This window comes from Gelidibacter pelagius, from assembly GCF_017581925.1.
GTDB lineage: Bacteria > Bacteroidota > Bacteroidia > Flavobacteriales > Flavobacteriaceae > Gelidibacter > Gelidibacter pelagius.
Map to the genome: position 1 here is coordinate 13,462 of NZ_JAGEVG010000001.1, position 25,939 is coordinate 39,400.

At 38.1% G+C, this 25,939-nt stretch carries 23 protein-coding genes; 13 read left to right on the forward strand and 10 right to left on the reverse strand.

The genetic code is table 11. The features are described 5' to 3' along the window. The first annotated feature begins 141 nt into the window (after positions 1–141). From J4051_RS00065 to J4051_RS00080, 4 genes are all read left to right on the forward strand, one after another. The gene (locus J4051_RS00065) at positions 142–1,269 is read left to right on the forward strand and encodes a metal ABC transporter permease (RefSeq protein ID WP_208231575.1); all 1,128 of its coding nucleotides are present in this window, start codon (positions 142–144) and stop codon (positions 1,267–1,269) included. After that, positions 1,262–2,422, forward strand: a complete 1,161-nt coding sequence (locus J4051_RS00070; RefSeq protein WP_208231576.1) for a metal ABC transporter permease — start codon at positions 1,262–1,264, stop codon at positions 2,420–2,422. Before J4051_RS00065 ends, J4051_RS00070 begins: the two co-directional genes overlap by 8 nt. Before the next feature lie 257 nt (positions 2,423–2,679). Continuing rightward, a complete protein-coding gene (locus J4051_RS00075) occupies positions 2,680–3,333 on the forward strand; it encodes a peptidoglycan recognition protein family protein (RefSeq protein ID WP_208231577.1) in 654 nt (217 codons plus the stop codon). A 93-nt stretch (positions 3,334–3,426) separates the two neighbouring features. Continuing rightward, a complete protein-coding gene (locus J4051_RS00080; protein WP_208231578.1) occupies positions 3,427–4,893 on the forward strand; it encodes a M14 family zinc carboxypeptidase in 1,467 nt (488 codons plus the stop codon). Positions 4,894–4,902: 9 nt separating this feature from the next. Here J4051_RS00080 and J4051_RS00085 read toward each other — a convergent pair whose 3' ends face one another. From J4051_RS00085 to J4051_RS00100, 4 genes are all read right to left on the reverse strand, one after another. Further along, a complete protein-coding gene (locus tag J4051_RS00085; protein ID WP_208231579.1) occupies positions 4,903–6,204 on the reverse strand; it encodes a D-alanyl-D-alanine carboxypeptidase/D-alanyl-D-alanine-endopeptidase in 1,302 nt (433 codons plus the stop codon). 407 nt (positions 6,205–6,611) lie between these two features. Beyond that, complete coding sequence (locus J4051_RS00090; RefSeq protein WP_208231580.1) at positions 6,612–7,664, reverse strand: aminotransferase class I/II-fold pyridoxal phosphate-dependent enzyme; 1,053 nt, start codon at positions 7,662–7,664, stop codon at positions 6,612–6,614. 6 nt (positions 7,665–7,670) lie between these two features. Next, a complete protein-coding gene (locus J4051_RS00095; RefSeq protein ID WP_208231581.1) occupies positions 7,671–8,681 on the reverse strand; it encodes a dipeptide epimerase in 1,011 nt (336 codons plus the stop codon). Between the two features lie 213 nt (positions 8,682–8,894). After that, positions 8,895–9,662, reverse strand: a complete 768-nt coding sequence (locus J4051_RS00100) for a TerB family tellurite resistance protein (RefSeq protein ID WP_208231582.1) — start codon at positions 9,660–9,662, stop codon at positions 8,895–8,897. A 199-nt stretch (positions 9,663–9,861) separates the two neighbouring features. Here J4051_RS00100 and J4051_RS00105 point away from each other — a divergent pair, with 199 nt between their 5' ends. The 5 genes from J4051_RS00105 to J4051_RS00125 all read left to right on the forward strand — a co-directional run bounded on the left by J4051_RS00105 (position 9,862) and on the right by J4051_RS00125 (position 13,307). Next, a complete protein-coding gene (locus tag J4051_RS00105) occupies positions 9,862–10,272 on the forward strand; it encodes a BrxA/BrxB family bacilliredoxin (protein ID WP_208231583.1) in 411 nt (136 codons plus the stop codon). 142 nt (positions 10,273–10,414) lie between these two features. Further along, on the forward strand, positions 10,415–10,816 hold the full coding sequence (locus tag J4051_RS00110; protein ID WP_208231584.1) for a hypothetical protein: 402 nt from the start codon (positions 10,415–10,417) through the stop codon (positions 10,814–10,816). A gap of 36 nt (positions 10,817–10,852) precedes the next feature. Continuing rightward, the gene (locus tag J4051_RS00115; RefSeq protein ID WP_208231585.1) at positions 10,853–11,590 is read left to right on the forward strand and encodes a lysophospholipid acyltransferase family protein; all 738 of its coding nucleotides are present in this window, start codon (positions 10,853–10,855) and stop codon (positions 11,588–11,590) included. 11 nt (positions 11,591–11,601) lie between these two features. Beyond that, positions 11,602–12,591 carry an acyl-ACP desaturase gene (locus J4051_RS00120; RefSeq protein WP_208231586.1) on the forward strand — a complete coding sequence of 330 codons (990 nt, stop codon included), beginning with the start codon at positions 11,602–11,604 and terminating at the stop codon, positions 12,589–12,591. Between the two features lie 62 nt (positions 12,592–12,653). After that, positions 12,654–13,307 carry an HD domain-containing protein gene (locus J4051_RS00125; RefSeq protein ID WP_208231587.1) on the forward strand — a complete coding sequence of 218 codons (654 nt, stop codon included), beginning with the start codon at positions 12,654–12,656 and terminating at the stop codon, positions 13,305–13,307. A gap of 77 nt (positions 13,308–13,384) precedes the next feature. Here the strand turns inward: J4051_RS00125 and J4051_RS00130 are convergent, their stop codons facing one another. The 4 genes from J4051_RS00130 to J4051_RS00145 form a co-directional block, all read right to left on the reverse strand. Next, a complete protein-coding gene (locus J4051_RS00130) occupies positions 13,385–14,251 on the reverse strand; it encodes a TraB/GumN family protein (protein WP_208231588.1) in 867 nt (288 codons plus the stop codon). Positions 14,252–14,379: 128 nt separating this feature from the next. Further along, positions 14,380–14,769, reverse strand: coding sequence for a hypothetical protein (locus J4051_RS00135; RefSeq protein ID WP_208231589.1), 390 nt, complete (start codon positions 14,767–14,769; stop codon positions 14,380–14,382). Positions 14,770–14,985: 216 nt separating this feature from the next. Then, complete coding sequence (locus J4051_RS00140; protein WP_208231590.1) at positions 14,986–16,692, reverse strand: helix-turn-helix domain-containing protein; 1,707 nt, start codon at positions 16,690–16,692, stop codon at positions 14,986–14,988. Between the two features lie 38 nt (positions 16,693–16,730). Then, positions 16,731–17,804 (reverse strand): PA0069 family radical SAM protein, encoded by a 1,074-nt coding sequence (locus tag J4051_RS00145; RefSeq protein WP_208231591.1) that lies wholly within the window; start codon positions 17,802–17,804, stop codon positions 16,731–16,733. 236 nt (positions 17,805–18,040) lie between these two features. Here J4051_RS00145 and J4051_RS00150 point away from each other — a divergent pair, with 236 nt between their 5' ends. The 4 genes from J4051_RS00150 to J4051_RS00165 all read left to right on the forward strand — a co-directional run bounded on the left by J4051_RS00150 (position 18,041) and on the right by J4051_RS00165 (position 22,754). After that, positions 18,041–20,203 (forward strand): S46 family peptidase, encoded by a 2,163-nt coding sequence (locus J4051_RS00150; RefSeq protein WP_208231592.1) that lies wholly within the window; start codon positions 18,041–18,043, stop codon positions 20,201–20,203. 465 nt (positions 20,204–20,668) lie between these two features. Next, positions 20,669–21,070, forward strand: a complete 402-nt coding sequence (locus J4051_RS00155; RefSeq protein ID WP_208231593.1) for a hypothetical protein — start codon at positions 20,669–20,671, stop codon at positions 21,068–21,070. Beyond that, positions 21,040–22,137 (forward strand): hypothetical protein, encoded by a 1,098-nt coding sequence (locus J4051_RS00160; protein WP_208231594.1) that lies wholly within the window; start codon positions 21,040–21,042, stop codon positions 22,135–22,137. The genes J4051_RS00155 and J4051_RS00160 overlap by 31 nt, the downstream gene beginning before the upstream one ends. After that, positions 22,128–22,754, forward strand: a complete 627-nt coding sequence (locus J4051_RS00165; protein WP_208231595.1) for a hypothetical protein — start codon at positions 22,128–22,130, stop codon at positions 22,752–22,754. The genes J4051_RS00160 and J4051_RS00165 overlap by 10 nt, the downstream gene beginning before the upstream one ends. A 782-nt stretch (positions 22,755–23,536) precedes the next feature. Here J4051_RS00165 and J4051_RS00170 read toward each other — a convergent pair. Together J4051_RS00170 and J4051_RS00175 are read right to left on the reverse strand one after the other, a co-directional pair. Next, entirely contained in the window at positions 23,537–24,319 is a 783-nt protein-coding gene (locus J4051_RS00170) for an enoyl-CoA hydratase/isomerase family protein (protein WP_208231596.1), read from the reverse strand. Between the two features lie 130 nt (positions 24,320–24,449). After that, the gene (locus J4051_RS00175) at positions 24,450–25,928 is read right to left on the reverse strand and encodes a sensor histidine kinase (protein WP_208231597.1); all 1,479 of its coding nucleotides are present in this window, start codon (positions 25,926–25,928) and stop codon (positions 24,450–24,452) included. Positions 25,929–25,939: the final 11 nt, after the last annotated feature.

The window sequence follows — 25,939 nt, forward strand, 5'->3', positions numbered from 1 at the left end:
AGTTGATAGAAATTGAGTAGAACCTTTAAGGTTTTAAAAACTGAAAGGTTTAAGAAAAATAAAAATCTGAATATGAAAAACCATCGGAAAGGTTTAAAACTATAAAATAAAAAGAGATTCCTGCCTCCGCAGGAATAGGGTATGAATTTACAAGACTACTTTTCATTAGTTTTCAGCGATTACACGCTTCGCACCATCACCTTGGGCACCGCCATTTTGGGTGCTGTTACCGGGATGTTGGGGAGTTTCGCCGTTTTGCGAAAACAAAGTTTGCTTGGTGACGCCATTTCGCATGCCGCCCTTCCTGGAATCGCCTTGGCATTTTTGATTACCGGTGCAAAAGACACTAACACCTTGCTACTTGGTGCTTTGGTCAGCGGACTCGTAGGTACTTTTTGGATCCGGGGCATCGTGACCAAAACACATTTAAAATCGGATACCGCTTTGGGGCTCATTCTTTCGCTCTTCTTCGGATTTGGGATGTTGTTGCTCACCTTTATTCAGAAACAACCCAACGCCAATCAAGCAGGATTGGACAAGTATTTATTTGGTCAAGCCGCAACTTTGGTGGAAAGTGATGTCTGGTTAATGGCCATCATCACAGGAATCTGTCTAATCGTCATGCTGTTATTTTGGAAAGAATTCAAGCTTTTACTTTTTGATGCGGATTATACCAAGACCTTAGGTTTCAACACAAAATTCATAGACGTTCTAATCACCACTTTTATTGTATTGGCCATAGTTTTAGGCTTACAGACGGTTGGCGTTGTGCTTATGAGCGCGATGTTATTGGCACCAGCTGCAGCGGCACGTCAATGGACCAATAGTTTAGGTAAAATGGTATTTTTGGCCGCAATTTTTGGAGCGTTCTCAGGAGTTTTCGGGACGGCTATCAGTGCCAGCCAAGACAACCTCTCCACGGGACCCGTGATCGTTATTGTGGCGTCTGTATTTGTTGTTATTAGTTTCATTTTCTCACCGGGCAGAGGTTTGCTGTTCCGTCAAATCCGATTTATCAAAAATAGAAGGGATCTGGAATTTCAAAAAACACTCGCTTTTATGTATCATATTGCAGAGACCCATGAGGATATTTCGCATCCGCATACCATTAAAATATTGAACAATTTTCAAGGTTTTACAAGGAAGACACTTCAAAAATTGGTCGATAAAAACTATGTGACCTTAGATGGTGCCATGTGGAGTTTGACGGAAGAAGGATTTGAAACCGCCGCCAATTTATACAACCAAAATTTCAAAAAACATGAGTAACGCGCAATTTGAAATACAGCTCATCGCTAGTTTGGTTGCCATCGCCTGTGCCATTCCAGGCACCTTTTTGGTACTGCGTAAAATGGCGATGATCAGTGATGCCATAAGTCATTCCATCTTACCGGGTCTTGTGGTTGGTTTTTTTATCACACAGGACCTCAATTCGCCACTCCTCATTTTATTGGCTGCACTGACAGGGGTCATTACCGTTATTTTAGTAGAACGCATTCAAAAAACAGGCTTGGTAAAAGAAGATACCGCTATCGGGTTGGTATTTCCTGCCCTATTTAGCATTGGCGTGATCATGATTGCAAAAAACGCCAATGACGTCCATTTGGATGTGGATGCGGTATTGTTGGGTGAATTGGCATTTGCCCCTTTCGACCGACTCACGATTGGTGGCACCGATATAGGTCCGAAATCCTTATGGGTCATTGGAATTATTTTGTTGACTACAATCGCTCTTTTAATCGCTTTTTTCAAGGAGTTAAAAGTAAGCACTTTTGATGCGGGTCTATCTGCTTCTTTAGGGTTTTCACCGGTGGTGATCCATTACGGACTCATGACCATGGCATCCATTACGACGGTAGGTGCCTTTGACGCTGTTGGAGCCATATTGGTTGTCGCACTGATGATTGCCCCTGCCGCCTGCGCATATCTACTGACCACAGATTTGAAAAAAATGCTTGGACTCGCCATATTTTTCGGTGTTTTTGGTGCTATTTCGGGGTATTGGGTGGCCCATTGGCTCGATGCTTCCATTGCAGGTTCCATTGCGACCATGCTTGGGGTCGTGTTTTTTCTTGTTTATTTATTCGCCCCGAGCAAGGGCTTGATTGCTGTGATGTACAGAGAAAAACGACAACGCATTGAAGTCTTATTGCTGACCTTTTTACTCCATCTTAAAAATCACAGCGAAGTGGAAGAGCGCCATGTCAACCACCTTAACGAACATATCAATTGGCAAAAAGTGAAAAGTAAGACCGTGTTGGATTTAGCGCTTAAAAACAACATGATCCTTATCAATAATAAAATCGTTTCGCTCACCGAAAAAGGCGACGAATTCACCTCCCAAGCCATCGATTATATCATTACCAATGAAGACGCACAGATTGAAGATATGAAAAAGCATTTCTTTCTATTTAGAGGATAACATCTTTCGAAATCACTTTTTTTTGACATGAATTGCACAAATTATCACAAATCGAATGGTTTATTGCTCATTCTTGAGGGCAATCTTAATAATTTATTACACGAATTCTAATGATAAAACAGATGTGAAATCGCACAAAATGATCAGTCAAACTCGTAGCTTAAGTTAATTACCATGCTCGTTTATTGGTTAAATTTTTCAAATATCTTTGGTAACAAATAATTTCGCTAACTTTGATATTCACCTAACTTATAATAATGAAATACGCCGTCTTTTGTATCAGTCTATTTTTGTTTTATGCCTGTGGCACATCAAAACAAATCGTGAATAAACCTATTGTTTTTGATGAAGAGCGCATACAGCTCACCAAAGAATATCTTTCCACAAGGTATGGTCTGGAACAAGACAAGCCGATTATTGTGCCCAAAATGATTGTATTGCATTGGACGGCAATCCCGACACTTCAACAATCTTTTGATGCCTTCTATACATCGCAATTACCGAGCAGACCTGATATTGCCACAGCGAGTCCATTAAATGTATCCTCACAGTTTTTAGTGGATCAGGACGGTACAATTTACCGATTAATGCCTGAAACGACTATGGCAAGACACGTCATTGGTTTAAACCATACGGCCATTGGAGTCGAAAATGTTGGAGGCACTAAAGGAGTTCCGCTGACGCAAGAACAAATAGATGCGAATATCTGGCTCGTGAAATATTTAAGTAAAAAATACCCTATTGAATATCTTATTGGCCATTATGAATATACTAATTTTGAAGGTCATGAGTTATGGTTGGAAGTAGATGAAGGCTATAGAACAGAAAAAACCGATCCAGGAGAAGACTTCATGAGAGCCGTCAGAAAGGAAACCCGAAAACTAAAATTAAAAGCGGCTCCAGCAAAATGAATTGAATAATGCTGAAATACCTTAAACAAAATTTAGGATATCCACCGCTACTATTTCGTCATTCAGTTTTATTTAAAAAATAAAAATTAACAAATGAAATCTATTTTCACCGTAGTACTCGCCATCTTTTCACTTTCTATGATGGCCCAGGTCAACGATATGACCACAAGTCTATACGACAGCTATTCAAAATACAAAGAACCGAGCTTGGACAAACGCCGGATCAAACATGAAGACATTCAGCCCTTAATTCTCAAACTCAAAAGCAATCCAGCTTATACCGTTCAAAAAGTAGGAGAAAGTATCAAAGGAAAAAACATCAGTTTGATCAGTATTGGTACTGGAGATATCAACGTGTTTCTATGGTCGCAAATGCATGGTGATGAACCTACCGCAACCCAAGCTATTTTCGATATTTTTAACTTTTTGAACAGCGACGATTTTACAGCAGAAAAAAAAGAGCTTTTGAGTAAACTGACCCTTCATTTCATGCCGATGCTCAATCCGGACGGCGCGGAAGTGTTTACCAGACGAAATGCCTTGGGGATTGACATCAATCGAGATGCGCTCATGCTACAATCTCCAGAAGGACAGATTTTGAAACGCATGCGTGACAGTTTGGATGCCGATTTCGGTTTTAATCTTCACGATCAAAGCACTTATTATAATGCCGAACGAACGCCTAAGCCAGCGACCATTTCTTATTTGGCACCGGCCTACAATTATGAAAAGGACATCAATGACGTCCGTGGCAACGCCATGAAAGTTATTGTCTTTATGAACAGTATCATCCAAAAATACGCCCCGGGACAAGTAGGGCTCTACAACGACGATTTTGAGCCACGTGCCTTTGGAGATAACATCCAAAAATGGGGTACCAGCGCCATATTGATTGAGTCTGGCGGTTATAAAAACGACGTCGAAAAACAGGAAATCAGAAAACTCAACTTTGTATCAATTTTATCAGCATGTTATACGATTGCCAACGGAGATTATAAAAACATTCCAATCGAAGATTACGAGAAAATCCCGCAAAACGATCGCAAATTATTCGATTTGAAAATAGAACGTTTCACCCATAACCTATTGGGAAAGGATTATATTTTAGATATCGGGATCAACCATTTGGAAGTCCAGGACAAAAATTATGACACTTTTTACAATGTGGGCAGCATTGTTGAAAAAGGCGATCTCTCCACGTTTTATGGCTACGAAACTGTTGATGCTACCGGTTATCGATTAATCGAAGGAAAAGTGTATCCAGAAACTGTTCAAACCATGAAAGATTTGGAAGCCATGGACATCTACGGGCTTTTAAAGTCAGGTTATACGTACGTGAGATTGGCACAATTTTCATCAAAAGACAAAGATGTTTCAGTCCCAATAAATATTTTGGACAAAGATCAAAAAGTTCCAGGTTTTTATGTGAACATTGGCAACACTCCCAATTTTGTTCTGCAAAAAGATGGCAGCGTAGATTATGCGGTGGTCAACGGATTCTTGATCGATCTAAAAACTGAGGAGAGTAACTTTAAGAATGCCATTTTTTATGGAAAGTAAAACTTTCAGTTAGTAATTATCCCTTAAATATTCTAGTACAGCCTGCATATGTTCCTTGACTTTATTGGTAGATGTATTGTAATTGTTGTTCATAAAACTAAAGATCAAGACCTCTCCAGAATTGGTCAACAAATAACCACTTAAAGTACTTGCGCTAGACAAGGTGCCGGTTTTGGCAAACACGTAAGGGCCATTCTCTCCCGCATACCAATTTTTCAGAGTCCCACTCTCTCCGCCTGCAGGAAAGAAATTGAACAAACGCTCTCTTGGAATTTCGGCATAAAGTTTTTCCAAAACCTGAACAAGAGACAAGGGCGTAAACAGATTGTAGTTGCTCAAACCTGAACCATCTCTCCATTTTGGCTTTTGCTTCAAATCTTTAAGCTGATTTTCGAGAATGGATTTCCGGATGGTATCTGCATCTAATGTATCAGAAATCGTTGAGGAGGCTAAAATCAAAATCTGTTCAGCCAAAAAATTATCACTTACATGCATCATACGCTTATACAAACTATCGGACGGAACACTATGGAGTATCTGATCGGTTTTAGCTGTTGTAAAAGGAATGAATTCTACTTTATCGGGAAGCAAATCATTCCAAAGTGCTTTCACTATGGTGGTGTCCAAAACAAACGGAACTTCGGTGCTATTCGTTCTGGTCAATTTATAATAAAAATTATTCGCATTAAAATCGCGACGTTTATCCATCAAGGTGTAAGTGGTTTGTGCTCTTAAAAACTCCGGATAGGTTTTAAGATCATCCGTGTTGGAAATGGTGACGACATTTCCGTACATTGGAAATGCACTTCGCTCCGGACTGAAATACGTATCATAATCTTCCCATGCCCATCCAGGGCCAAACTTTTCATTACAGTAATTTCCAGTGACCAATTTTATTGCCTTAAAATTTTTCATAAACTCCAAGGCCGTGCTATCCTTAAAATAAGGATGTAAAAAACTGGGATCGCCAGTGCCTCGCACAATCAACGTGTCTTGGTGAACAGCATATTTAAAGGCTGGAATTTTTTCGGGCAAATATTGCAAGGCTGTAAATAAGGTAAATATTTTGGTATTGCTTGCCGGTGTAAAATAGCGCTCGGCGTTATGATTGAAAACCGTGTCTTTGGTTCTCGGATTGTAAACCATCAATCCGGTAAACTGAGGCTCATAAAAGGTTGAACTCAACGATTTTTCCAAGTGTTTGGGAATTTGGGCCGATTTACAATTTGCAAGCAACAATGAAAACAGGATTATAAGACCAAACTGTCCCATCCGGACTATGCTTTTTAAACAATCAAATGCGTTATTCATATCAAAATATAATGATGGATTAGTTAAAGGTGTCTAAAGTTAGACTATAATTTTAGAAATTTCAAAAATATTCTTTCGAACATAAAGTGATAAAGATTGGCAAAATTTCGGGTTTTTAATTTTTTTCTGACTGGTCAGCAACTCGTTTTCGTTCAATAGTAATGTTCAAACACAAAAAACTTAACTGCAATGAACGCAATGAAAATCGCAAAGGAACGCAAGGTTTTAAAGAGTAAATGTTATTAAAATATTGCGATCTTGGAATAACATTTTGCGATATAGCAAATTAACCCTTAAATATTTAATAATACGGTTGATACTGACGAGTTGTTAATTTAAAGAAATTAAATCACACAGAAACAAAGTGATAATCGAAGATTATTTAACAACTCTAATGTTGTGAATCTTCATTCATCTTTGAGAAGGGTTTCTTTTTGGAATGCCATCAAAGCAGATTTCAGCTCCTCTAAATCCTGTCGGGTATGGTTAGCAGTAATGACAATCCGATTCATCAAAGCCTCATAATTGGGGTATTTAAAATTAGTGATGATGATGCCCTTGGATTTCAAATAGTCAAAAATGACATTGCTGTGGGAATAGATCACCGGGTAATCATGATCATAGTAAAATTGTTGTGGCAAATTGTCGTCACCATAGACAAACTGTAGGTTCTCACGCAATTTTTTAAGCTGATTCTGTATAATCTCCTGCCCTTTTACAAAGGTTTGTAAAAAGATAGGATTCATTCCTGCAGCCGAGATAAACACCACAACATTCCTTATGTTGTCAATAAGATCTTTATTTCCGACAATGACACCTCCAGAACAGCCATAAGCTTTGGTTAAGGAGCTGATCATTATTTTTTGTGAAATACTTGGATGGGTAATGGTTTTGAAAACGCCTGTACCGTCTTTGCCAACAATACCCAAACTATGGGATTCATCGATTAATAAAGTGATGGTTTTACTTGAAGAAATATCGTCCAAGAAATCGAAATTCGTGGGTTGGACTGCTAAGGATAAAAGCGCATCTGCTGTAATCACAATAGTTTCTTTCACCTCATCGGTCAATCTTGAATGCAAGGCTCCATCAACAAACAATGGTCGACTTGAATGTTCAAGAATGGCGGGATGTGTTTTTGGATAATGATAAAAATGTTCGTGTGTTTTTGCTAAATAATCAATTACGAGCCTTCCGGCCAAAGTACCTGAAGACACGGTAAGCGCGGCCTCAGCCCCACTGTTGTTCGAAAACAAGTCTTCTGCTTCTTGGTAAATTCTTAATTGAATATTCGAATTCCTCGAACTTCCATAAGATGTGCCCCATGTTTTGATACTTTCAAAAAGCAGGTTTTGAAAATCAGGATTGGTAGCCATCCCTAAATAGGAAGTTCCGCCGAAATAAAGATAGGTCTTGCCATCAACTAAAATGGTTCTATCAGGAAATTGATCAACAGTCATTCGTTATTAGGTTAAGGTCACGCCAGTCCCGTTCAAATCACTGTAAAAAATTTCACCATTTTCTATGCGTACTCCAGTAGCAATATCATTGGCCAACAATAGTGCGCCATCCATATCGACATAATCCAAAAGTGGCAATAAATGGGCAATTGCAGAAATACCAACGGTAGATTCGGTCATACAGCCTACCATAGTTTTCATTCCCAATTGTTTTGCTTTTACCAACATGCGTCGTGCAGGAGTTAACCCGCCACATTTGGTCAACTTGACATTGACCCCGTGAAAATGTTGGTAGCACTTTTCGACATCTGCTTCTACTTGACAGCTTTCATCGGCAATAATAGGCAATACCGAATGTTCGAAAACTTTTTTATGACCTTCCCAATCGTCTGCAGGCAAAGGTTGTTCTATAAACTCCACTCCCAATTCTTTTAGAGCTTTAGCATTAGCAATGGTTTCATCTGCTGTCCAACCGCAATTGGCATCTACTCTGAAAACCGCGTCGGTATGTTTACGCAATTCAGTAATGATTTCAATATCCCGATCTGAACCTAATTTGATCTTATAAATGGGCCATGGCAATTCTTTCATCTTCGAAACCATCTTTTCAATGGTATCTATACCAATGGTATAATCGGTTAACGGATTATTACTGATATCATAATCCCACAGTTCATACAATTTTTTGCCTTCCTTCCTGGCATAGAGATCATTATAAGCTAAATCCAACGCGCACAAAGCGAACATGTTATGTGACAATTGCGACTTCATTTTTTCCCAAAACTCTTCGGGAGCCATGCCCGATGAATCTGCGATGATCGGCTCCAATTGCTTCAAATCATTCGTCATCTCCTTGATGCTCGCATTATAATACGGGTTGGAAGTGGCTTCACCGAATCCGGATTTACCATCATCTTTTAATTCAACAATCAGTGAAGGTTGTTCATCTCGCGACTCTCTTGAAATGGTAAACGTGTGTTTTAGTTTTAAAACATAAGGTCTTAATATCAATTGCATAGTATAAAATTTATGATGTTTTCTAAGTGATTGAAGTATCTGTAAAATGTCTAATTATATAAAAACCAAATTAGTGAATTTATGATAGATTGTATAACTATGAAACACTAAATATATTTTGGACAAACATCCAAGGACTTCAAAGGAAAAACCTCAGATCATTAAAGAGTTTTCACATGGTTTCCAAAGCCATCAGGGTTAGACTACTGATGCTTAAAACCTACGCTCCTTTTGTAGCTTTTCATAAGCTTCTTGGACTTGTCGAAACTTGTCTACCGCACCTTTTTGGTGCGCTTCGCCTAAATGGGCCACACGATCCGGATGGTATTTTTTTGCCATTCGTCTATAGGCCGCCTTAATTTCATCCACCGTGGCTTCTTTTGTGATTTCAAGGATTTTATAGGCATTGTCGCTACTGTCATAAAACATCGCCTTGATACTTTCAAAGTCTCGGGAACTGATCCCCAAATATCCTGAAATGGTATGAATTTGGTTCACCTCCGGATCTGTTACCATCCCATCTGCTTTTGCAATTCCGAAGAGAAAATGCAATAATTGCAAGCGCGAGGCATGATCCATCATTTGTTGGATCTGCATACACACTTGTCGCACGGGGATTTGTTGCTGATTGATCCCCTTAAACAACTTAAATGCTTTATTGGCACGCTCCTGTCCGTACATATTCACGAATTGCTGGCGGACAAAATCCAGTTCGCGCTGGTCTTGATGCCCGTCAGCTTTGATCACCACAGAGGCCAAGATTAAAAGACTCACTTCAAAATCGCCAGGCTGCGTTTGAGGTTGCGCTTGTCTTCTATAAGTTGGCTGATTTTTCTGCTTGGTCTGCCAGTCGCCCAAAAGTGGTGTGCCACTATCAGACACAGAATCTATAATACTTCCCAATACCAATCCAATAATGGCCCCGATTGGGCCACCAAAAGACCACCCTAACCCTGCGCCAATCCATTTTGAAAAACTCATCTATCTATTTTATTTTTAGTAATTCAAAGATACTATAGTTAGTCTTTTTATACTCTAAATTAATATTTAAATTTCCATTGACAACAGAAATACTACCATTCAAACTACCAACCCATGACCCATGTAATAAGGCTATTTTTTCATATCTTTGCAGTCCCGAACTTCGGGAGTAATTATTAATTATTTAAATTTAAAATATATGTATCCAGCAGAATTAGTAAAACCAATGCGAGAAGACTTGACCAAAGTTGGTTTTGAAGAATTACATACCGCTCAAGATGTTGATACAGCTTTAGCGAAAGAGGGCACAACCTTATTAGTCGTTAATTCGGTTTGTGGCTGTGCGGCTGCAAATGCACGCCCGGGAGCGCGAATGAGCTTACAAAACGAAAAACACCCTGACCATACAGTAACGGTTTTTGCAGGTGTAGATAAAGAAGCTGTAGATAAAGCAAGACAGCATATGGTACCATTTCCTCCAAGTTCACCATGTATGGCCTTGTTTAAAGATGGTGAATTGGTGCACATGTTAGAGCGTCATCATATTGAAGGCAGACCTGCAGAATTGATTGCAGAAAACCTTGTGGATGCTTACAATCAGTATTGCTAAAAAGTTTAAGGCTTGAAGCACGGAGCTTGAAGTTAAAGTAAAGTATCGAAATTTTAAAAGAACCATGGTAAACTTACCGTGGTTTTTTTGTTGGTACGCAACCATTTAGAACAAAATGCATCTACATTAAAAGTACTTTGTTATGAAAGCATCGAGTTACGTTATAAAATTAGGATTTCTATTTCTATTATTGACGGCCTTCAAATGTGATGAACAGGATTCTAATTCTCGATCTTGTGAAGACTACATTTCAAAATTAGACTTAATGAAAGTGGAGATTCAAAGTCTTGCAGAAACGTCTGTTTGCGATAAAAACTTTGAATGCCGTTCAATTGGGCTTGGCAGCAAGCCCTGCGGCGGTCCTTGGAGTTATTTAGTCTATTCCACGTCTATCGACACTTTCGCGCTCCATAACCTTGTAGATGCCCATAATAAATTAGAACGTGAATTTAATATGGCTTGTCAACAATATTCAGATTGCATGATGGTAAATCCGCCACTTCGGCTAGAATGTGAGGACAATAAATGCATTGCCATTTATTAATAGGTTTTTAGGTCGAGTTTTTCTTAATTTTGTAGCATGAGAAAAATATTGGCTTACCCTTTAACCGTTTTATATTTCATCTGTTTTGGAATTACGCTCGTTGTATTCCATCCCATTCAATGGATTTGCTTCAATGTATTTGGTTATCAGGCGCATAAAATTAGTGTGGATTGGCTCCAGTTTTTTTTGATTCGCTGCCTTAATGTTTTAGGGACGCGATTCACATTCACCAATCCCTATGACATTGATACAGACCAACCCCTCATCATTGTGGCCAACCATCAAAGTATGTACGACATTTCTCCAATTATGTGGTACATGCGTAAACACCATCCAAAATTCATTGCAAAAAAAGAATTAGGCAAAGGCATCCCAAGTGTCTCTTATAACTTACGTCATGGAGGTTCCGTATTGATCGATCGTAAAAATCCGAGGCAAGCCATCCCTGCCATTATGAAGTTTGGCGAGTATATTGAAAACAACAAACGGGCAGCCGTTATTTTTCCTGAAGGGACCAGAAGCAAAACAGGTGTTCCAAAACCTTTTCAGACAAAAGGATTGGAAATGATGATCAAAAAAGTGCCTTCGGCTACCATAGTCCCTATCAGTATCAACAATAGTTGGAAAATGTTACGCTACGGAAAATTTCCTATGGGGATTGGAAATCATTTGAAATTCACCGTACATCAACCTATCAAAATCGCTACCTTTGTAGATAAGCAAGAATTAATCCGATCTGTTGAAGAGACGATTTCTTCAAATATTCATCCCTAAATTATGAGATTATGTCTTTAAAAAATGTGAGATTGGAAGTGATGCAACACCTGGAAAAAGACGTCGAATCACTTATAGAAAAATATTTAATTCCGATAGATAAAATTTGGCAACCCACTGATTTTTTACCGGATTCAGAAAGTGAAAACTTTTATGATGAGGTTAGGGAAATACGTGAATTATCCAAGGATTTACCCTATGATTTTTGGGTGGTTTTAGTGGGTGATATGATCACGGAAGAAGCCTTGCCCACTTACGAGTCGTGGTTGATGGATGTAGAAGGTGTGGATCAGGTAGGACGGAATTCATGGGGAAAATGGGTACGTCATTGGACTGCCGAAGAAAACCGACATGGCGATGTGCTCAACAAATATCTATACTTATCTGGCCGCGTCAATATGAGAGAAATTGAAAAAACGACACAACATTTAATTGCTGACGGATTTGATATTGGCACGGATAGAGATCCTTATAAAAACTTTGTTTATACCAGTTTTCAAGAACTGGCCACTTATGTTTCGCATAACCGTGTGGGGAAAATCGCCAGAGAAAAGGGCAATAGGTCGCTGGCCAGAATGTGTAATATCATTGCTGGCGATGAAATGCGTCATCACCATGCTTACTCTGAATTTGTAGAACGTATTTTTACAGTAGATCCGAACCAAATGATGATCGCGTTTCAAACCATGATGAAACAAAAAATCACCATGCCAGCCCATTTCCTGAGAGAATCTGGCAATGAAATCGGCACCGCCTTTGAGGAATTCTCAAATACAGCACAACGCATTGGCGTTTATACCTCTGCCGACTATGTGGACATTCTGGAAAAACTGATCAACCGTTGGGAAATAGGCAATATTAAAAATCTTTCTGACGACGCTGAAAAGGCAAGAGACTATCTAATGAAACTTCCTGACCGAATGAAACGTTTGGCTGACCGAATGAAAATTCCAGAAAACTCTTATCAGTTTAAGTGGGTGGAGCCTGCGAGCCTTAAATAATATAATCTAAATACACACTAAATTCCTTTTACCAACATAAAAGGAATTTTTCATTAAAACATATGACCGAAGATCTGAAAATTAAGAAAACCATCGCTTTCGTAAAAGAACAATTAATAAATGCCGAAGGCGGGCACGATTGGTTTCACATTGAGCGTGTTTACAAAAATGCCTTATTGATTGCAAAGAATGAAGACGTTGATGTTTTCGTGGTACAGCTCGGCGCACTTCTTCATGATATTGCCGACAGTAAATTCCATAATGGCGATGAAACCGTAGGTCCGAAAGTAGCAGGTGAGTTTTTATCTGGAATCGGTGTGGATGCTGCTATTATCGAACACGTCATCAACATCATTAAAAACATATCGTTTGGAGGTGGAAATGAACTCCAAAAATTCCATTCCCCAGAACTTGATGTCGTCCAAGATGCCGACCGACTGGATGCCTTAGGGGCTATCGGGATTGCACGAACGTTCAATTATGGTGGCTTTAAGAATCGATCGCTTTACGATCCTTCAATACTTCCAAATCTGGACATGTCCAAAGAAGAATATAAAGCTTCAAATGCGCCAACAATCAACCATTTTTACGAAAAATTGTTGTTGCTAAAAGACATGATGAATACCAAAACAGGACGTGAAATCGCTTTAGAGCGGCACCAATTTATGGTGCAATTTCTTGAGCAATTTTATGCGGAGTGGAATGGTGAAAAATAAAAAGACCTAACAGTCCCGATAGCTATCGGACTGTTAGATCTGTAAAAAATTAAATATTTTAAGATAATTATTGTGCCTTAATCCATCACTGGCGTTACCGTATATCCCGCTTCTCTCAATAAGTTGACAACACCCTGATCGCCTCCAAGATGTCCTGCCCCAACACCATAAAATGTAGAGGCCTCTTTAGAGAATTTTGCAATTTCAGGAATCCAATTGTTGTTTCTTTCATCTAACAGTTTTTCCATCATCTTGATATCACCTTTCATATAGTCATCCATGTACTCATATAGTGTTTCAATGTCTTCGGAGTTGTAGAGCTCGACCATTTTGTTGAAAATTGCAGTATTTTCATCAGGTTGATTTATCATTTCGACAATATCATCTATTTGTTTTTCATATGGATTATTATCGAAAACAGCCACTTGAGATGCAAACGTCTCTAAGCCGCTCAATTTCTTATCAGTTTCTTTTGCCATTTGAATCAAAGTCATTTCAAAACTTGCCAAAGGCCCATCCACCGATGCCGTTAAAATAACAGACATGAGCATTATAGGTTTTGCAACATTATACATTTGCATGCCAGTACCTGTTTTTTCCATTAAAAAATTATCTAACAATTCATATTCGCTGTCATCCATATACGATTTTAATTCTGTTCCTTTCTCTAAATACACATGCGCCATGACATCTTTCATATATTGTGGGCTTGTCATATCTACTTCCAAAACAACTTGTTCAGAGGCTTCAAATGCAGACTTCACTTTGTCTTTCAACATAAAGTCTTTTTCCGGAATAAGATGCATGGTGCCAAAAAGATAGGAAGTCTTAATGTTTTCACCCTCAATTTTCCAAAGATTTGAACTCTTGTTTTCCTGAGCACTTAATGTTAAAGAAAGTAGGCTAAGTATTGTTGTTACGATGATTTTTACCAATGTATTCATAATATTATAGGTTGTTTAAAGTTAAAAAAATAATTCTAATGTGAGATAAATAGCTACTCCAGCAACAATACCAAGGAGAAACTTAATAGTTTTGATTTTTTGATTTGTTTTCTGACCTGTTTTCATAGCTATCTAATTTTTCCGTTTGCGATGGTTATTGTACGATGGCCACTTTCAGATATAAAATCAAGAGTCATAAGGTCAATGGTCTCAAATCGATCCACCTTGGCTTTCAATAATTCATCAATACGTACCACTTCAGCATCAAAATTGGCATAGTCACAATTAGTAAGTTGATATTTTACTTTTGACGACGTGAAGCCATCGTCTTTAGCATATTGTATTCCGTGTGAATACGTTGTTCTCGCAATGTCTTCACAATTGCAATGGTCTTCTAAAACCGTTTGAATCTGTTCTGTAAGGTCATGGTTTTTTTTAAAGGTCTTGACCGTTTTTCCAACACCAAATCCAACCACTCCAAAGACGGTAAAAATGAGGATGAGTTTTTTTGCTTTCATAATAATTTAGGTTTAAATGATTCCTGTTTCTGAAATCAAATTTGCGGCAATTAAACCCCTTAAGCAAGACAAGCTCCCCGAGATTTAGAAAAATGGGGATGCTTTTTTACCGATTAAAACACTGATTATCAGTGTTATAAATTCGTAAGCACGACGATATGAGAATTAAAATGCCTCATCCCTAAATTTATAAAATTAGGGTAAAAGAAGGTTTTTTTACTTTAAACTTTTAAGTTGTTTGATATAAAACGAAGGGTTTAAACCTGTATTTTGTTTAAAGTATTTGGTAAAGGAGTCAGCACTTTTGTAACCCAGTTCTTCGGAAATGGATTGGATTGAAAATGATCTGAAGCGCGAATCATTCTCCAATCTTACGATGGCATAATTAATACGAAGGTCGTTGATATAGGTGTTGAAGTTTTTTTGATAATGCGAATTGACAACTTTGGACAGATAAGAGGTATTGGTCTTTATTTTCTTAGCTACGTTGTAAGCATTGCACTCTTGTTTTAAGAAATACTCCTGAGCCTCTAATTTTTGTAAACCTGCTAAAATCTGTTGGGTAACGTCATCGCTGACATCTGAAGTAGCGGTCTCATCCAACACTTCATCTTTCGTGTCCACAACTTGTGTCTTTTCTTCAGTTTTTAAGGTATTTAATTTCAGATGGAGATCATGAAATTTCTCTTCATTTTTTTTCTTATTCCTGTAAAATATCAGAAGGATAATAAGTAAACCTAAAATCACTAAAGTCGCCGCCAATCCTAAATACTTAAAATTACTTTGTTGGTTCTGTTTTTCAGATTTCAGTTGTAGCAATTCCTTCTGAAATTCATCAATCTTCTTCTGATTGAAATTTGTATCAATGATCTGATTGAGATCTTTTTTGGAATTGTGCTTTTGTATGTATTTTTCAAAGTAATAATTCGCTTTTTCGTAATCACCTTTCTCCTTATAGGCTTTTGCTAATAACTCATAATTAGCGTCATTAGTGGAGTAGTTTAAACTGTCGCGCTCCGTCAAAGCAACCGAGTTTTCCAAGATGGCAATCACTTCATCATAATTTTTCACCCGATAATAAACAGAGGCTAATGAAAATCGGGTTTGCATCAGGGTTATTTTATTGCCCATCTCGAGGTTCATCGATTCTGCGCGATATAAATTTTCGAACGCCTTTTCGTATTGATTTTTTTCAGCATAAGCAGTGCCCATAGACCTGTAAATACCGGCTATAGAGAATTGATCATTTTGAGTTTTAGCTTGCTTTAGGGCGCGCTCGGCGTAAAACAGAACAGAATCTGGTTGTTTCAAATTCATGAACACCATGGCATGTAACATGTTGTTTTTTGCTAAAATCTCATTGTTCAGCTCACTTTCATCTTCAAGAATTACTTTCCTACCTTCTTTCAGGATTGTCAGTGCTTCATCATAATTCCCTATCTGATCTTTAAAATAGGCCAAATTATGTTTGATAGCAACGGTCTTTAAGGGAAGGTTGTGGGTTTCAGAAACACGAATGGCTTCAAAATATGCAGGAAGAACCTTGTCATAGATTGCTAAATCAGAATGAATATTTCCTAAAGAATTGAAGACACTTATCTTTACTTCTGGATTGTCAACTTTATCTAAAAGTTTTTCTGCGGACAGTTGATTCTCCAAAGCGAGACTTAAATTTCCCAATATACGGTTGGACTCACCCATTAAATTAAGTGCCGTGCATTGGGCTTCGTAATCGTTCGTCTTTTCAGATTTTGTTAAAAGATACTTGCTGTAAGCAATGGAGGTTTTTGGATTTGACCTCATGTTATCCACAATTGATCGCTTGAGTTCAGCGGTAGATCTATTTCCTAAAGTGTCTGATTCTTGAGCATTTATTGAAAAAACACCAATTAAAAACACAAACCAAAGAAGTTGTTTACACATTAAAAGTGGACATAAAAATAAGATGTCAAATATAAGGATTAAAATAACTTTAGCTGCCCATCCTTGAACTGTTCGTGAAGCGACGTATTCAGTTTTGGCATCGATTTATCCTTGAAATATTTAAGTTTTGCCAGTTTGACCAGATCATTTATTTGTTTGGCAATCTCACCTTCACCGCGCATACGTGTTCCAATGCGCGAGTCGTTCAAACTCCCGCCATGGCAACTTTCAATTTGATGCAACACTTTGTCTGCCCGATCGGGCATTGTTTTTTTTATCCAATCTGTGAAAATCTCTCCAATTTCCCCGTTCAATCTCACAATGGTATGACCCATGCTCAAAGCGCCCATTTCAGAGACTTTCTTTGCCAGCGCCAAGACCTCATGACTGTTTATTGATGGAATAATGGGCGCCATCATGACATTGACGGGAATGCCATGTTCTGATAAAATTTTCACCGTTTCCAATCGCTTTTTGATGGTCGCCGTCCTGGGTTCCAAAACACGTCTTGTGTCCTCAGAAAGCGAGGTGATGGAGATATTGACCGCTATTAAATTGTCCTTTGCCAGTTCTTTTAGAAGATCCAAATCACGAAGAATCATTGCGTTTTTAGTAATAATGCCCACAGGATGCTTGTATTTCAGGAAGACTTCCAAACATTTTCGTGTGATTTCAAATTGCTTTTCAGCGGGTTGATAGCAATCCGTATTTCCAGACATGACAATAGGATGAGCTTCCCAACTTTTTCTTTTGATGAATTTCTCCAATAGAAGTGGCGCTTCTTTTTTCACCAAAATCCGACGTTCAAAATCCAAGCCCGCGCTATAGCCCCAGTATTCATGGGTGTTTCTTGCATAGCAATAGATGCATCCGTGTTCGCAACCTTGGTACATGTTCATGGAGTAGCCCATGCCCACGTCTGGACTTGTAACTTTGTTGACAATGGTTTTTGGGAAAACCTCGAGGAAGAGTGTTCTGTTTTTATCGGCTTCTTCACCTTCTTTGGCGCAGTACTCAAGAAAATCATCACGGATTTCGTGACTTAATTCGAAGAATCGATTGGGCACGTTAATTTGTGCTCCTCGACCTTTTAGGGTAGGATTTGGGTTCATTTTTAATGATTTATTGATGGTTTATGTCGAAAGGGACGAGCGTATAAAGTTACTGCAAAAACCTCCTATTTGATGGCTACAGAATGTAGAAATGTATCTTATATACTCACCATAAAGAACATAGACTTTTAGAGGTCTCGTATCTAAATTAAAAAATAACAAGGTTTTAACAGTTCAGACCCCATTAAACCATATAAAAATTCAATATTTTTGGCACTCACAAATAATTTAAGAACATGAAGAAAATATTGCTCTCCCTCACCATTTTTATAATGACCTTTTCATCCGCCCTGAAAGCAGATGAAGGCATGTGGTTTTTAATGCATATTGAGCGTCTCAACCAAAGAGATATGCAAAAAATGGGGCTTCAATTGACTGCTGAAGAGATTTACAGCATCAACAACAGAAGTTTAAAAGATGCCATCGTACAGTTTAATGGTGGGTGTACTGCCAGTATTGTTTCTGATAGCGGCTTGGTGCTAACCAACCATCATTGTGGCTATGATGCCATTGCAGAATTATCTTCTGCCGATAGAAACCATCTTAAGGATGGTTATTGGGCCAAATCACTCGATGCAGAATTAAAGCCAGAAAGCTTATACGTCAGATTCTTTGTTAGAATGGATGATGTTTCAACACGTATCTTATCGCAAGTGAATGATACAATGTCTGAAAAAGAACGCGAAGCTGCCATCAATAAAGAGGTTGCTAAAATTGAAAAAGAAAATAACGAAGGCGGGAAATATACTGTTTCTGTACGTTCTTTCTACCAAGGCAATGAGTTCTACTATTTTGTTTATGAAGACTTCACAGATGTACGTTTAGTAGGGACACCTCCTGAAAGTGTGGGTAAATATGGTGGCGATACAGACAACTGGGAATGGCCAAGACATACCGGCGATTTCGCATTGTTTAGAGTATATGCAGACCAAGATGGAAATCCAGCAGAATATTCTACTGCTAATGTACCTTTAAAATCAAAATACCACCTTCCTGTAAGTATTGACGGTGTTAAAGAAAATGATTTTGCCATGATTTTGGGTTATCCTGGAAGAACCAATCGGTGGATGCCTGCACAAGGGGTAGAGCAAAACGTAAAATTTGCTTATCCTGCTTGGGTTGAAGGCTCAAAAACAAGTATGGATGTCATGAAAAAATATATGGATAACGATGAGGCCATCAATTTGATGTATGCGTCTTCTTATGCAAGTATTGCCAACTATTGGAAAAACCGTGGCGGTATGATTGAAGCTTTAACTGATCATAAAACAGTAGCAACAAAAACGAAAGTCGAAGATGCTTTTGATAAATGGGCCAATACCAAGAAAAACAAAGCTCAATATGGCAACGTTATTTCTGATATCAATGCCTATTACAAATTGACCAATCAAAAAGCGCAACACGACAATTACTTAACCGGCATTTTACGTGGGAGTAAATTTGCCGTGTTACCATACAGAATTGGCGGAGCTTTGGAGCAATATGCCGCGGCAAATGAAGCTGCGCGTGAGAACATGCTTCCAAGACTACAGTCGTTTATAGAAAGCTCTTATAAAGATTATCATTTGCCTTTGGAAAAAGAGCTTCTTGCCAAACAATTAGGTTTATATGCGTCTAAAGCCAATTACCCACTTCCTGAATTGGTAAAAGAAATTGGCGATAAAAACAACAACGACTTTACCGCTTTTGTAGATTCTGCTTTTGATGCGAGTGTTTTTAATTCCAAAGAAAGTGTGATGGCCTTTTTACAAAACCCTGATGTTTCAAAATTAGAAAACGATCAATTGTATAAATTATCTGGTCAGTTATTGACAAAATACAGAGAACAACCTGAAAACTTAGTACAACCTGAGAATGATTTTCAAGCGGCTTTTAGAAAGTTAGTAGCTGGGTTACGCGAATCTGGATTGAGCAATATCCAATATCCTGATGCTAACTCAACCTTGCGATTAAGCTATGGAAAAGTGAGAGCTTTACCTCGAAAAGAAGGCGAGCAAAATGATGCCGAGTTTAACAACTACACGACCTTAAAAGGGATGGTTGCGAAATACATTCCAAATGATGATGAATTTGACTTGCAACAACCCATGTTGGATGCTTATGAGAAAAAAGACTACGGACGTTATGCCAACGAAAAAGGTGAACTTTCGGTCAACTTTTTATCAGATAATGATATTACCGGTGGTAATTCAGGATCTCCTGTGATCAATGGAAAAGGTGAATTGATTGGTTTAGCTTTTGATGGAAATATCGAAGCGATGGCTGGTGATGTGATTTTCGATTCAGATTTACAGAGAACGATTAACGTGGATATCAGATATGTCCTTTGGCTGATCGACAAATATTCAGGTGCCAAACATATTGTTGATGAATTGACGATTGTTGGTGGAAAGTCGTAAGTAGAGGTGAGAGGGTAGATCGCTTCGCTTTTAGAGGGGAGTGGTGAGACGAGTGACGGATGACCGAAGACCGATGACGGATGACCGATGACTGAAGAAATTAGAAAAAATTAAAAATGCGAACTAAATTAATTGGTTCGCATTTTTTTATGGGATGAACGGATAGATAATGACTTAGGATAGGGGATTACGCGTTCCATTCCTATCAGGATCAGAATAAAAAGCGACTTCCCTCCATTTTTATCAAGAAATTGGCTTTAAAGGTTTGAGCAAACCACTTAGATCAAATCAAACACATTTTCACATGCGGTTTCATCACACAACCTTTCTGAACATTGGATTTTATGGTAAAACCGTAATAAATACCGCTACAAACACTGGGTTTTTAACATATCGTTAACATCTCTTCACAAAGCTTTAAATTAACTTAACGTATTGATAATAGGCAAAATAATAAGATTTGATATGAAAAAACAGTATTTATTTATCGTTCTTTTTATTCTCTTGATCAATTGTGAAAAGAAAGAACCTTTGGAAGACTTGGAACAGACCTCGCTTGAAACCGTCGGTGTCAATGAGGCAATCGATTTTTTAAGTTCCAAAAATGTGTTTTCCAGAGGGACATCTCCAAATTATGTGGTTTTCGATCTGGATGGCATTCTCCATGAGGAAATTATTAACAGCAACGAGCTGCTCACGGTTGTCCCGGCTACCACAGTTTACGAAGCACACTATAGCCGGATCCTGCTGTTAAAGATAGATGGCGCGATACAGAGTGCGGTCTTTAGCTTGTATCCTTCAAAAGATGCTACCGATGAAGTTTTTTTGGAGAGATCATGGTCACAGATATGGAGGGTCATTTTTTGAAAGGTTATCGGATAAGTAGCGGTGTGCCTGTGGCACAGTTCACGGCAAGACTTGCCGAAACCAGTGATGGCGCAGCCAATAGGATGGCTAAACTTACCTCCCCCACCCATGGGGAATGTACACCAAATACTGATTGTGTTATATGCATCCAAGAGCTTGACGAGATTCTTATTGTTTCGAACGATCGGGACACCAACACCGGAGGTGGTAACGCGAACTATTTCCCCATAATGGACATCTATTATGGCGGCAGCAACGGGCCTCTTAGTGCCATTCAAAATACCGAATTGGAATGGGACTATGGCAGTCGCGGGGGCGGCAACAGCGGTTACAATGGTGACAATGAAAAAGAGGTATGGGATTGCGGGAGGGGGAACAAAGTCTATAACCCCAGGACAAGAACGTGTGAGTGCCCCGACGCCATGGTGGATAATGGCTATGAATGTGTTGTGGAGGAGGTTGTAATTATAAATAACTTAACAGGGAAAGCTAAATGTGTATATGAAAAATTAGAAAAATCTAATAGTAAATTATTTCAAGAAACAATAGGAAAATTTATTGATGATCCAAGATATAATTTAATCTTCAAAAATGGAAAATGTAATCTTGGTGGCACTGCAGGTTGTACAAATTCTCAAGAAATAAGTCTTACGGGTAATGTTGTTATTACCATAGAACAATTATCTGGAAGTGTCTTAGAAAATGCAGCAATGATTTTACATGAGGGTATTCATGCTGAGATCGCTCGATATGTTCAAAGACATACGACAGGAGAGGACCCTAACAACAGAGCGAGAATGTTTCAATTATATAAGTTTTATAAAGAATCAGGCGTTCCGTCACACCATTTAGATCATCCCTATATGACCTTGAATTATATAAATCCAATTGCATCTGCGTTGAGACAATTAGACGGAAATAAGTACCCGCTGGATTATTATAAATCTTTCGCTTGGGATGGATTACGAAACTGGGATGTTTCTTCATTATTAGCAATTGAGCAGTCAGTCGAATTTGAAAAATATAGAAAAATAGTTGAATCTAATACTAGTTTGTCATGCGATTAATTATAATAACACTTTGTATTCTCACCATTGGTTGTTCTTCGAAACAAACTTCCAGTTATGAGCAACTGGTCGTCATTGCTACTGTTTATGAAAGCATCCCCAAAGTAATACCACCACCACCCAATAATGAGGATGAAGAAGAAAATGATATCGACTATTTAAATCTTGAACCACTTAACTTTAATTTTGTTATTAATGAGAATTTTGTTGATTTTGACTTTGATTATATTCACGATATTCCCAATAGGTTTCAGGTCTATAAATCAAAAGAGCTATTTGAGGAGAAAGTTTTAGATTTTTCCTATATGGAGTTAGTTGCGGGACTGTCAAAATTTGAAAATAATGAAAAAATAGACGCATCCGAACTAGAGACCTTACTGGGAGAAAATTTGGTTTTTTGGGACAAGCAAATGATAACCAATGAAGAAAAAACCGAGCAAGACATTTCAGGAGTTATCAGTTTTTCAAACGTTTCATTTAATGAGAACTTGACAAGAGCTGCAGTGGTGGTGGGGGATTATTTTGAACGCATTGGCAATGGAATTAGTTTGTATATCTTAGAAAAGATTGATGAGAAGTGGGTAATAACATATATACAAGCACTTATGACGTCGTGATTTGATGATATCTTGAAATTGAATGATCATATAACATTCTATAGGTTTACCTATCATCAAAATGGAAAAGTAAAACCCAAATATTTTACGGTTAAGAATAAAAATGGAAGTGAGACCAAATGGCGGAAGTTGGAAGACTAAATATGATTCGAACAAAATAAAACCTTCAATGGGGAAAAAAGTGATGTTAATTCAGTGAACTTCACTTATTTTTTGATTTGTTCAGCCAATTTATATACTCAAAATGCTTTTAAAGGTACTTTTTGTATTGAATATGACTTGAAGGTTTTTTCATAATAGATTTTAGACCGCTTAGCTTTTTAGATATTATACCAAATTAACAATGTAATGTCGCATTTAAACTCGTTCATTTTCCGTTCTATTTCCTTGCTTATGATTTCCGTAGCTATGGCTATGCAAACCAATCACAGCGTCATAGAACGAAAAAGCAATTTCGTTTTCTATACGACATTACAAAATTAAATTAGTATTAGAAGCAAGACTCTAACTGAATTCAATAAAAAATGCGAACCGGATGAACTGGTTCGCATTTTTTTATTGGTATTTATTGATGTTTCAGAGTTATCAACTCTATAATATAGAACGCTGATTTTTTTATGATTTTCACTGATCAATTTGTATTCCAAATCTTGAGAATTTCGATTGAAGCTTCTTGAAATTTCAGAAATAAAATCAGTGAAAATCTGCCCAATCTGTGTCACCTGCCCTGCCGTAAGGCGGGTCCGCGTTCTATAGAGATTCCTGCCTTCGCAGGAATTTGATTATGTCCCCGGAAACTCCGCCTTCCGCTTTTCCAAAAACGCTGTCGTGCCTTCGGTAAAATCGTCAGTGCCAAAGCATTTTCCAAATTGTTTGATTTCTTCTTTATATCCGTCAACGCCGTCTTTATAATTGGCGTTAATCGCTTTTATAGCGCCTTTAATGGCTACTGTAGAATTCCGCATGATTTTCCCTGCTATTTTTTCACATAAGGCTATAAGCTCATCTTGTGTGGTCACGTGATTGACCAATCCATAAGCTTTTGCTGTTTCGGCGTCAATCATACCTGCCGTCATGACCATTTCCATGGCACGACCTTTTCCGACTAATTGTGGTAAACGTTGTGTCCCACCATACCCGGGAATAACGCCCAATGAGGTTTCTGGCAATCCCATTTTGGCATTGTCGCTCGCAATCCTGAAATGACAGGCCATGGCCAATTCGAGACCGCCACCAAGGGCAAATCCGTTGACCGCTGCAATAACTGGTGTGGAAAGATTTTCAATATAATCAAACAACAACTCTTGACCTTTAGCAGCCAATTTCCCGCCTTCTTTAACGTCGAAATGTGCAAATTCGCTAATATCCGCACCGGCAACAAAGGCTTTTTCACCACTTCCGGTAATAATAATCACCTTGGTGTGTTTATCCTTATCCGCTACTTTAAAAGCTTGATTGAGCTCGTTAATTGTCGCTTTGTTTAATGCATTTAATTTATTAGGACGGTTGATAGTGATGGTTGTAATCCCGTCGTTTCTTTCTGATAAGATGTTTTCGTAAGGCATAGACATTCATTTTTTTATTTCTGCACCTGCCTGTCCAAAGATAGGAAGGCGGAAATCTTTTATTTATTAAATATAATTAATTTTTCTCTGTACATTTTGAAGTGACAAAAACTGAAAATTAAGCAATATTTTAGGAGATTCCGGCTTTCGTAGGAAGAATTTCTTTCGGAAAAGTAACCGTAAATGTTGTTCCTTTCCCATTTTGGGAAGTAAAGGTAATGGTTCCCTTATAAGTTTCCACGATGTTTTTAACCATAGCCAACCCAAGGCCCATGCCACTGGACTTGGTGGTGAATTTAGGCTCAAATATTCTTACAATATTTTCTTCAGTAATGCCCTTTCCATTATCAGAAACCGAAATTTTCACCATATCATTCTCAGACAGCACACTAACCACCACTTTTGGGTCTTTATCATCTGCAACAGCTTGGGTAGCGTTCTTGACCAAATTGGTAATCACACGAATCAATTGTGTGCGATCCAATTGCGAAATAATTTCCTTTTCATCGGCTACGAAAACAATATAATCTTCACTGAAAATATCCAAGGCCAATTTAACAATTTGCACCACATTGAGCGTTTCATTCTGTTGCGCAGGCATTTTGGCGAAATTTGAAAAGGCAGATGCAATGGAACTCATAGTATCAATTTGCTGAATGAGGGTTTTGCTGTACTCATCCACTTTTTGATGAATTTCAGGATCTTCAGCGTCAAACTTACGTTGAAAGCTTTGAACGCTAAGGCGCATCGGCGTTAGCGGATTTTTAATTTCGTGTGCTACTTGCTTTGCCATCTCCCGCCACGCTTGTTCTCTTTCTGAAGTAGCCAACTTTACGGCACTTTCCTGTAATTGATCAATCATACTATTGTAAGAGTTTACCAAAGTGCCAATCTCTTCACTGGACGACTCAATCTCTATGCGTTGATTTTGCTTTCCTAATCGGGTCGCATTTATTTTGTCACTAATCGTTTTAAGCGATTTCGTAATATATTTTGAAAGGAAATACGCCAGTAGAATAGCCAAAATCAGCATCACAAAATAGGCATAACCCAAGCGCTCCAAGAATTCCTTCAGTTCCTTATTCAGAATATCATCATTTTGAATATAATGAAGGTTTAAAATTGCAATCGGTTTGAACTTTTTATCCGTGATATAGGTGAACGAAGATTGAAACGTCTGATCGTTGAGAACCATTTTCTCAACATAGCGATGTTTAGATGTATTGGAAAGTGCATTCAAAATATCAGCGCTCAAACAACTTGAAAGCGTATCGCCTTCAATACTTGACTTTGAAGATTTCAATAACGAACCCTCAAGATCAAACAGATTAACCTGTAATTGATGAATATCCGCAATCTTATAAATTTCTTCCCTAAAAATTAATGGTACTTTTTCAGTAGTGATCTCCCAAGAAGTTTCGCGAATCACAAAATCGATATGACGTTTTATATTATCCTCCTTACGTTCTAATCGATTTCTATGATAATCCTGCGCCTCTTCATTATATTGATAAATAGTAACTGCGGCAATTAAAATAGACGCGATGAGCACCAAGAGAATCATAGCAAAAAAGATGCGTACGCGTAAGGAAAGTCGTCTTGTTTTCATTTAAATAATTG

What these genes read in the sequence shown, in the direction of transcription:
- J4051_RS00065 (WP_208231575.1), top strand. Translation starts at nt 142, where the DNA reads ATGAATTTACAAGACTACTTTTCATTAGTTTTCAGCGATTACACGCTT.
- J4051_RS00070 (WP_208231576.1), top strand. Translation starts at nt 1,262, where the DNA reads ATGAGTAACGCGCAATTTGAAATACAGCTCATCGCTAGTTTGGTTGCC.
- J4051_RS00075 (WP_208231577.1), top strand. Translation starts at nt 2,680, where the DNA reads ATGAAATACGCCGTCTTTTGTATCAGTCTATTTTTGTTTTATGCCTGT.
- J4051_RS00080 (WP_208231578.1), top strand. Translation starts at nt 3,427, where the DNA reads ATGAAATCTATTTTCACCGTAGTACTCGCCATCTTTTCACTTTCTATG.
- J4051_RS00085 (WP_208231579.1), bottom strand. Translation starts at nt 6,204, where the DNA reads ATGAATAACGCATTTGATTGTTTAAAAAGCATAGTCCGGATGGGACAG.
- J4051_RS00090 (WP_208231580.1), bottom strand. Translation starts at nt 7,664, where the DNA reads ATGACTGTTGATCAATTTCCTGATAGAACCATTTTAGTTGATGGCAAG.
- J4051_RS00095 (WP_208231581.1), bottom strand. Translation starts at nt 8,681, where the DNA reads ATGCAATTGATATTAAGACCTTATGTTTTAAAACTAAAACACACGTTT.
- J4051_RS00100 (WP_208231582.1), bottom strand. Translation starts at nt 9,662, where the DNA reads ATGAGTTTTTCAAAATGGATTGGCGCAGGGTTAGGGTGGTCTTTTGGT.
- J4051_RS00105 (WP_208231583.1), top strand. Translation starts at nt 9,862, where the DNA reads ATGTATCCAGCAGAATTAGTAAAACCAATGCGAGAAGACTTGACCAAA.
- J4051_RS00110 (WP_208231584.1), top strand. Translation starts at nt 10,415, where the DNA reads ATGAAAGCATCGAGTTACGTTATAAAATTAGGATTTCTATTTCTATTA.
- J4051_RS00115 (WP_208231585.1), top strand. Translation starts at nt 10,853, where the DNA reads ATGAGAAAAATATTGGCTTACCCTTTAACCGTTTTATATTTCATCTGT.
- J4051_RS00120 (WP_208231586.1), top strand. Translation starts at nt 11,602, where the DNA reads ATGTCTTTAAAAAATGTGAGATTGGAAGTGATGCAACACCTGGAAAAA.
- J4051_RS00125 (WP_208231587.1), top strand. Translation starts at nt 12,654, where the DNA reads ATGACCGAAGATCTGAAAATTAAGAAAACCATCGCTTTCGTAAAAGAA.
- J4051_RS00130 (WP_208231588.1), bottom strand. Translation starts at nt 14,251, where the DNA reads ATGAATACATTGGTAAAAATCATCGTAACAACAATACTTAGCCTACTT.
- J4051_RS00135 (WP_208231589.1), bottom strand. Translation starts at nt 14,769, where the DNA reads ATGAAAGCAAAAAAACTCATCCTCATTTTTACCGTCTTTGGAGTGGTT.
- J4051_RS00140 (WP_208231590.1), bottom strand. Translation starts at nt 16,692, where the DNA reads ATGTGTAAACAACTTCTTTGGTTTGTGTTTTTAATTGGTGTTTTTTCA.
- J4051_RS00145 (WP_208231591.1), bottom strand. Translation starts at nt 17,804, where the DNA reads ATGAACCCAAATCCTACCCTAAAAGGTCGAGGAGCACAAATTAACGTG.
- J4051_RS00150 (WP_208231592.1), top strand. Translation starts at nt 18,041, where the DNA reads ATGAAGAAAATATTGCTCTCCCTCACCATTTTTATAATGACCTTTTCA.
- J4051_RS00155 (WP_208231593.1), top strand. Translation starts at nt 20,669, where the DNA reads ATGAAAAAACAGTATTTATTTATCGTTCTTTTTATTCTCTTGATCAAT.
- J4051_RS00160 (WP_208231594.1), top strand. Translation starts at nt 21,040, where the DNA reads ATGGTCACAGATATGGAGGGTCATTTTTTGAAAGGTTATCGGATAAGT.
- J4051_RS00165 (WP_208231595.1), top strand. Translation starts at nt 22,128, where the DNA reads ATGCGATTAATTATAATAACACTTTGTATTCTCACCATTGGTTGTTCT.
- J4051_RS00170 (WP_208231596.1), bottom strand. Translation starts at nt 24,319, where the DNA reads ATGCCTTACGAAAACATCTTATCAGAAAGAAACGACGGGATTACAACC.
- J4051_RS00175 (WP_208231597.1), bottom strand. Translation starts at nt 25,928, where the DNA reads ATGAAAACAAGACGACTTTCCTTACGCGTACGCATCTTTTTTGCTATG.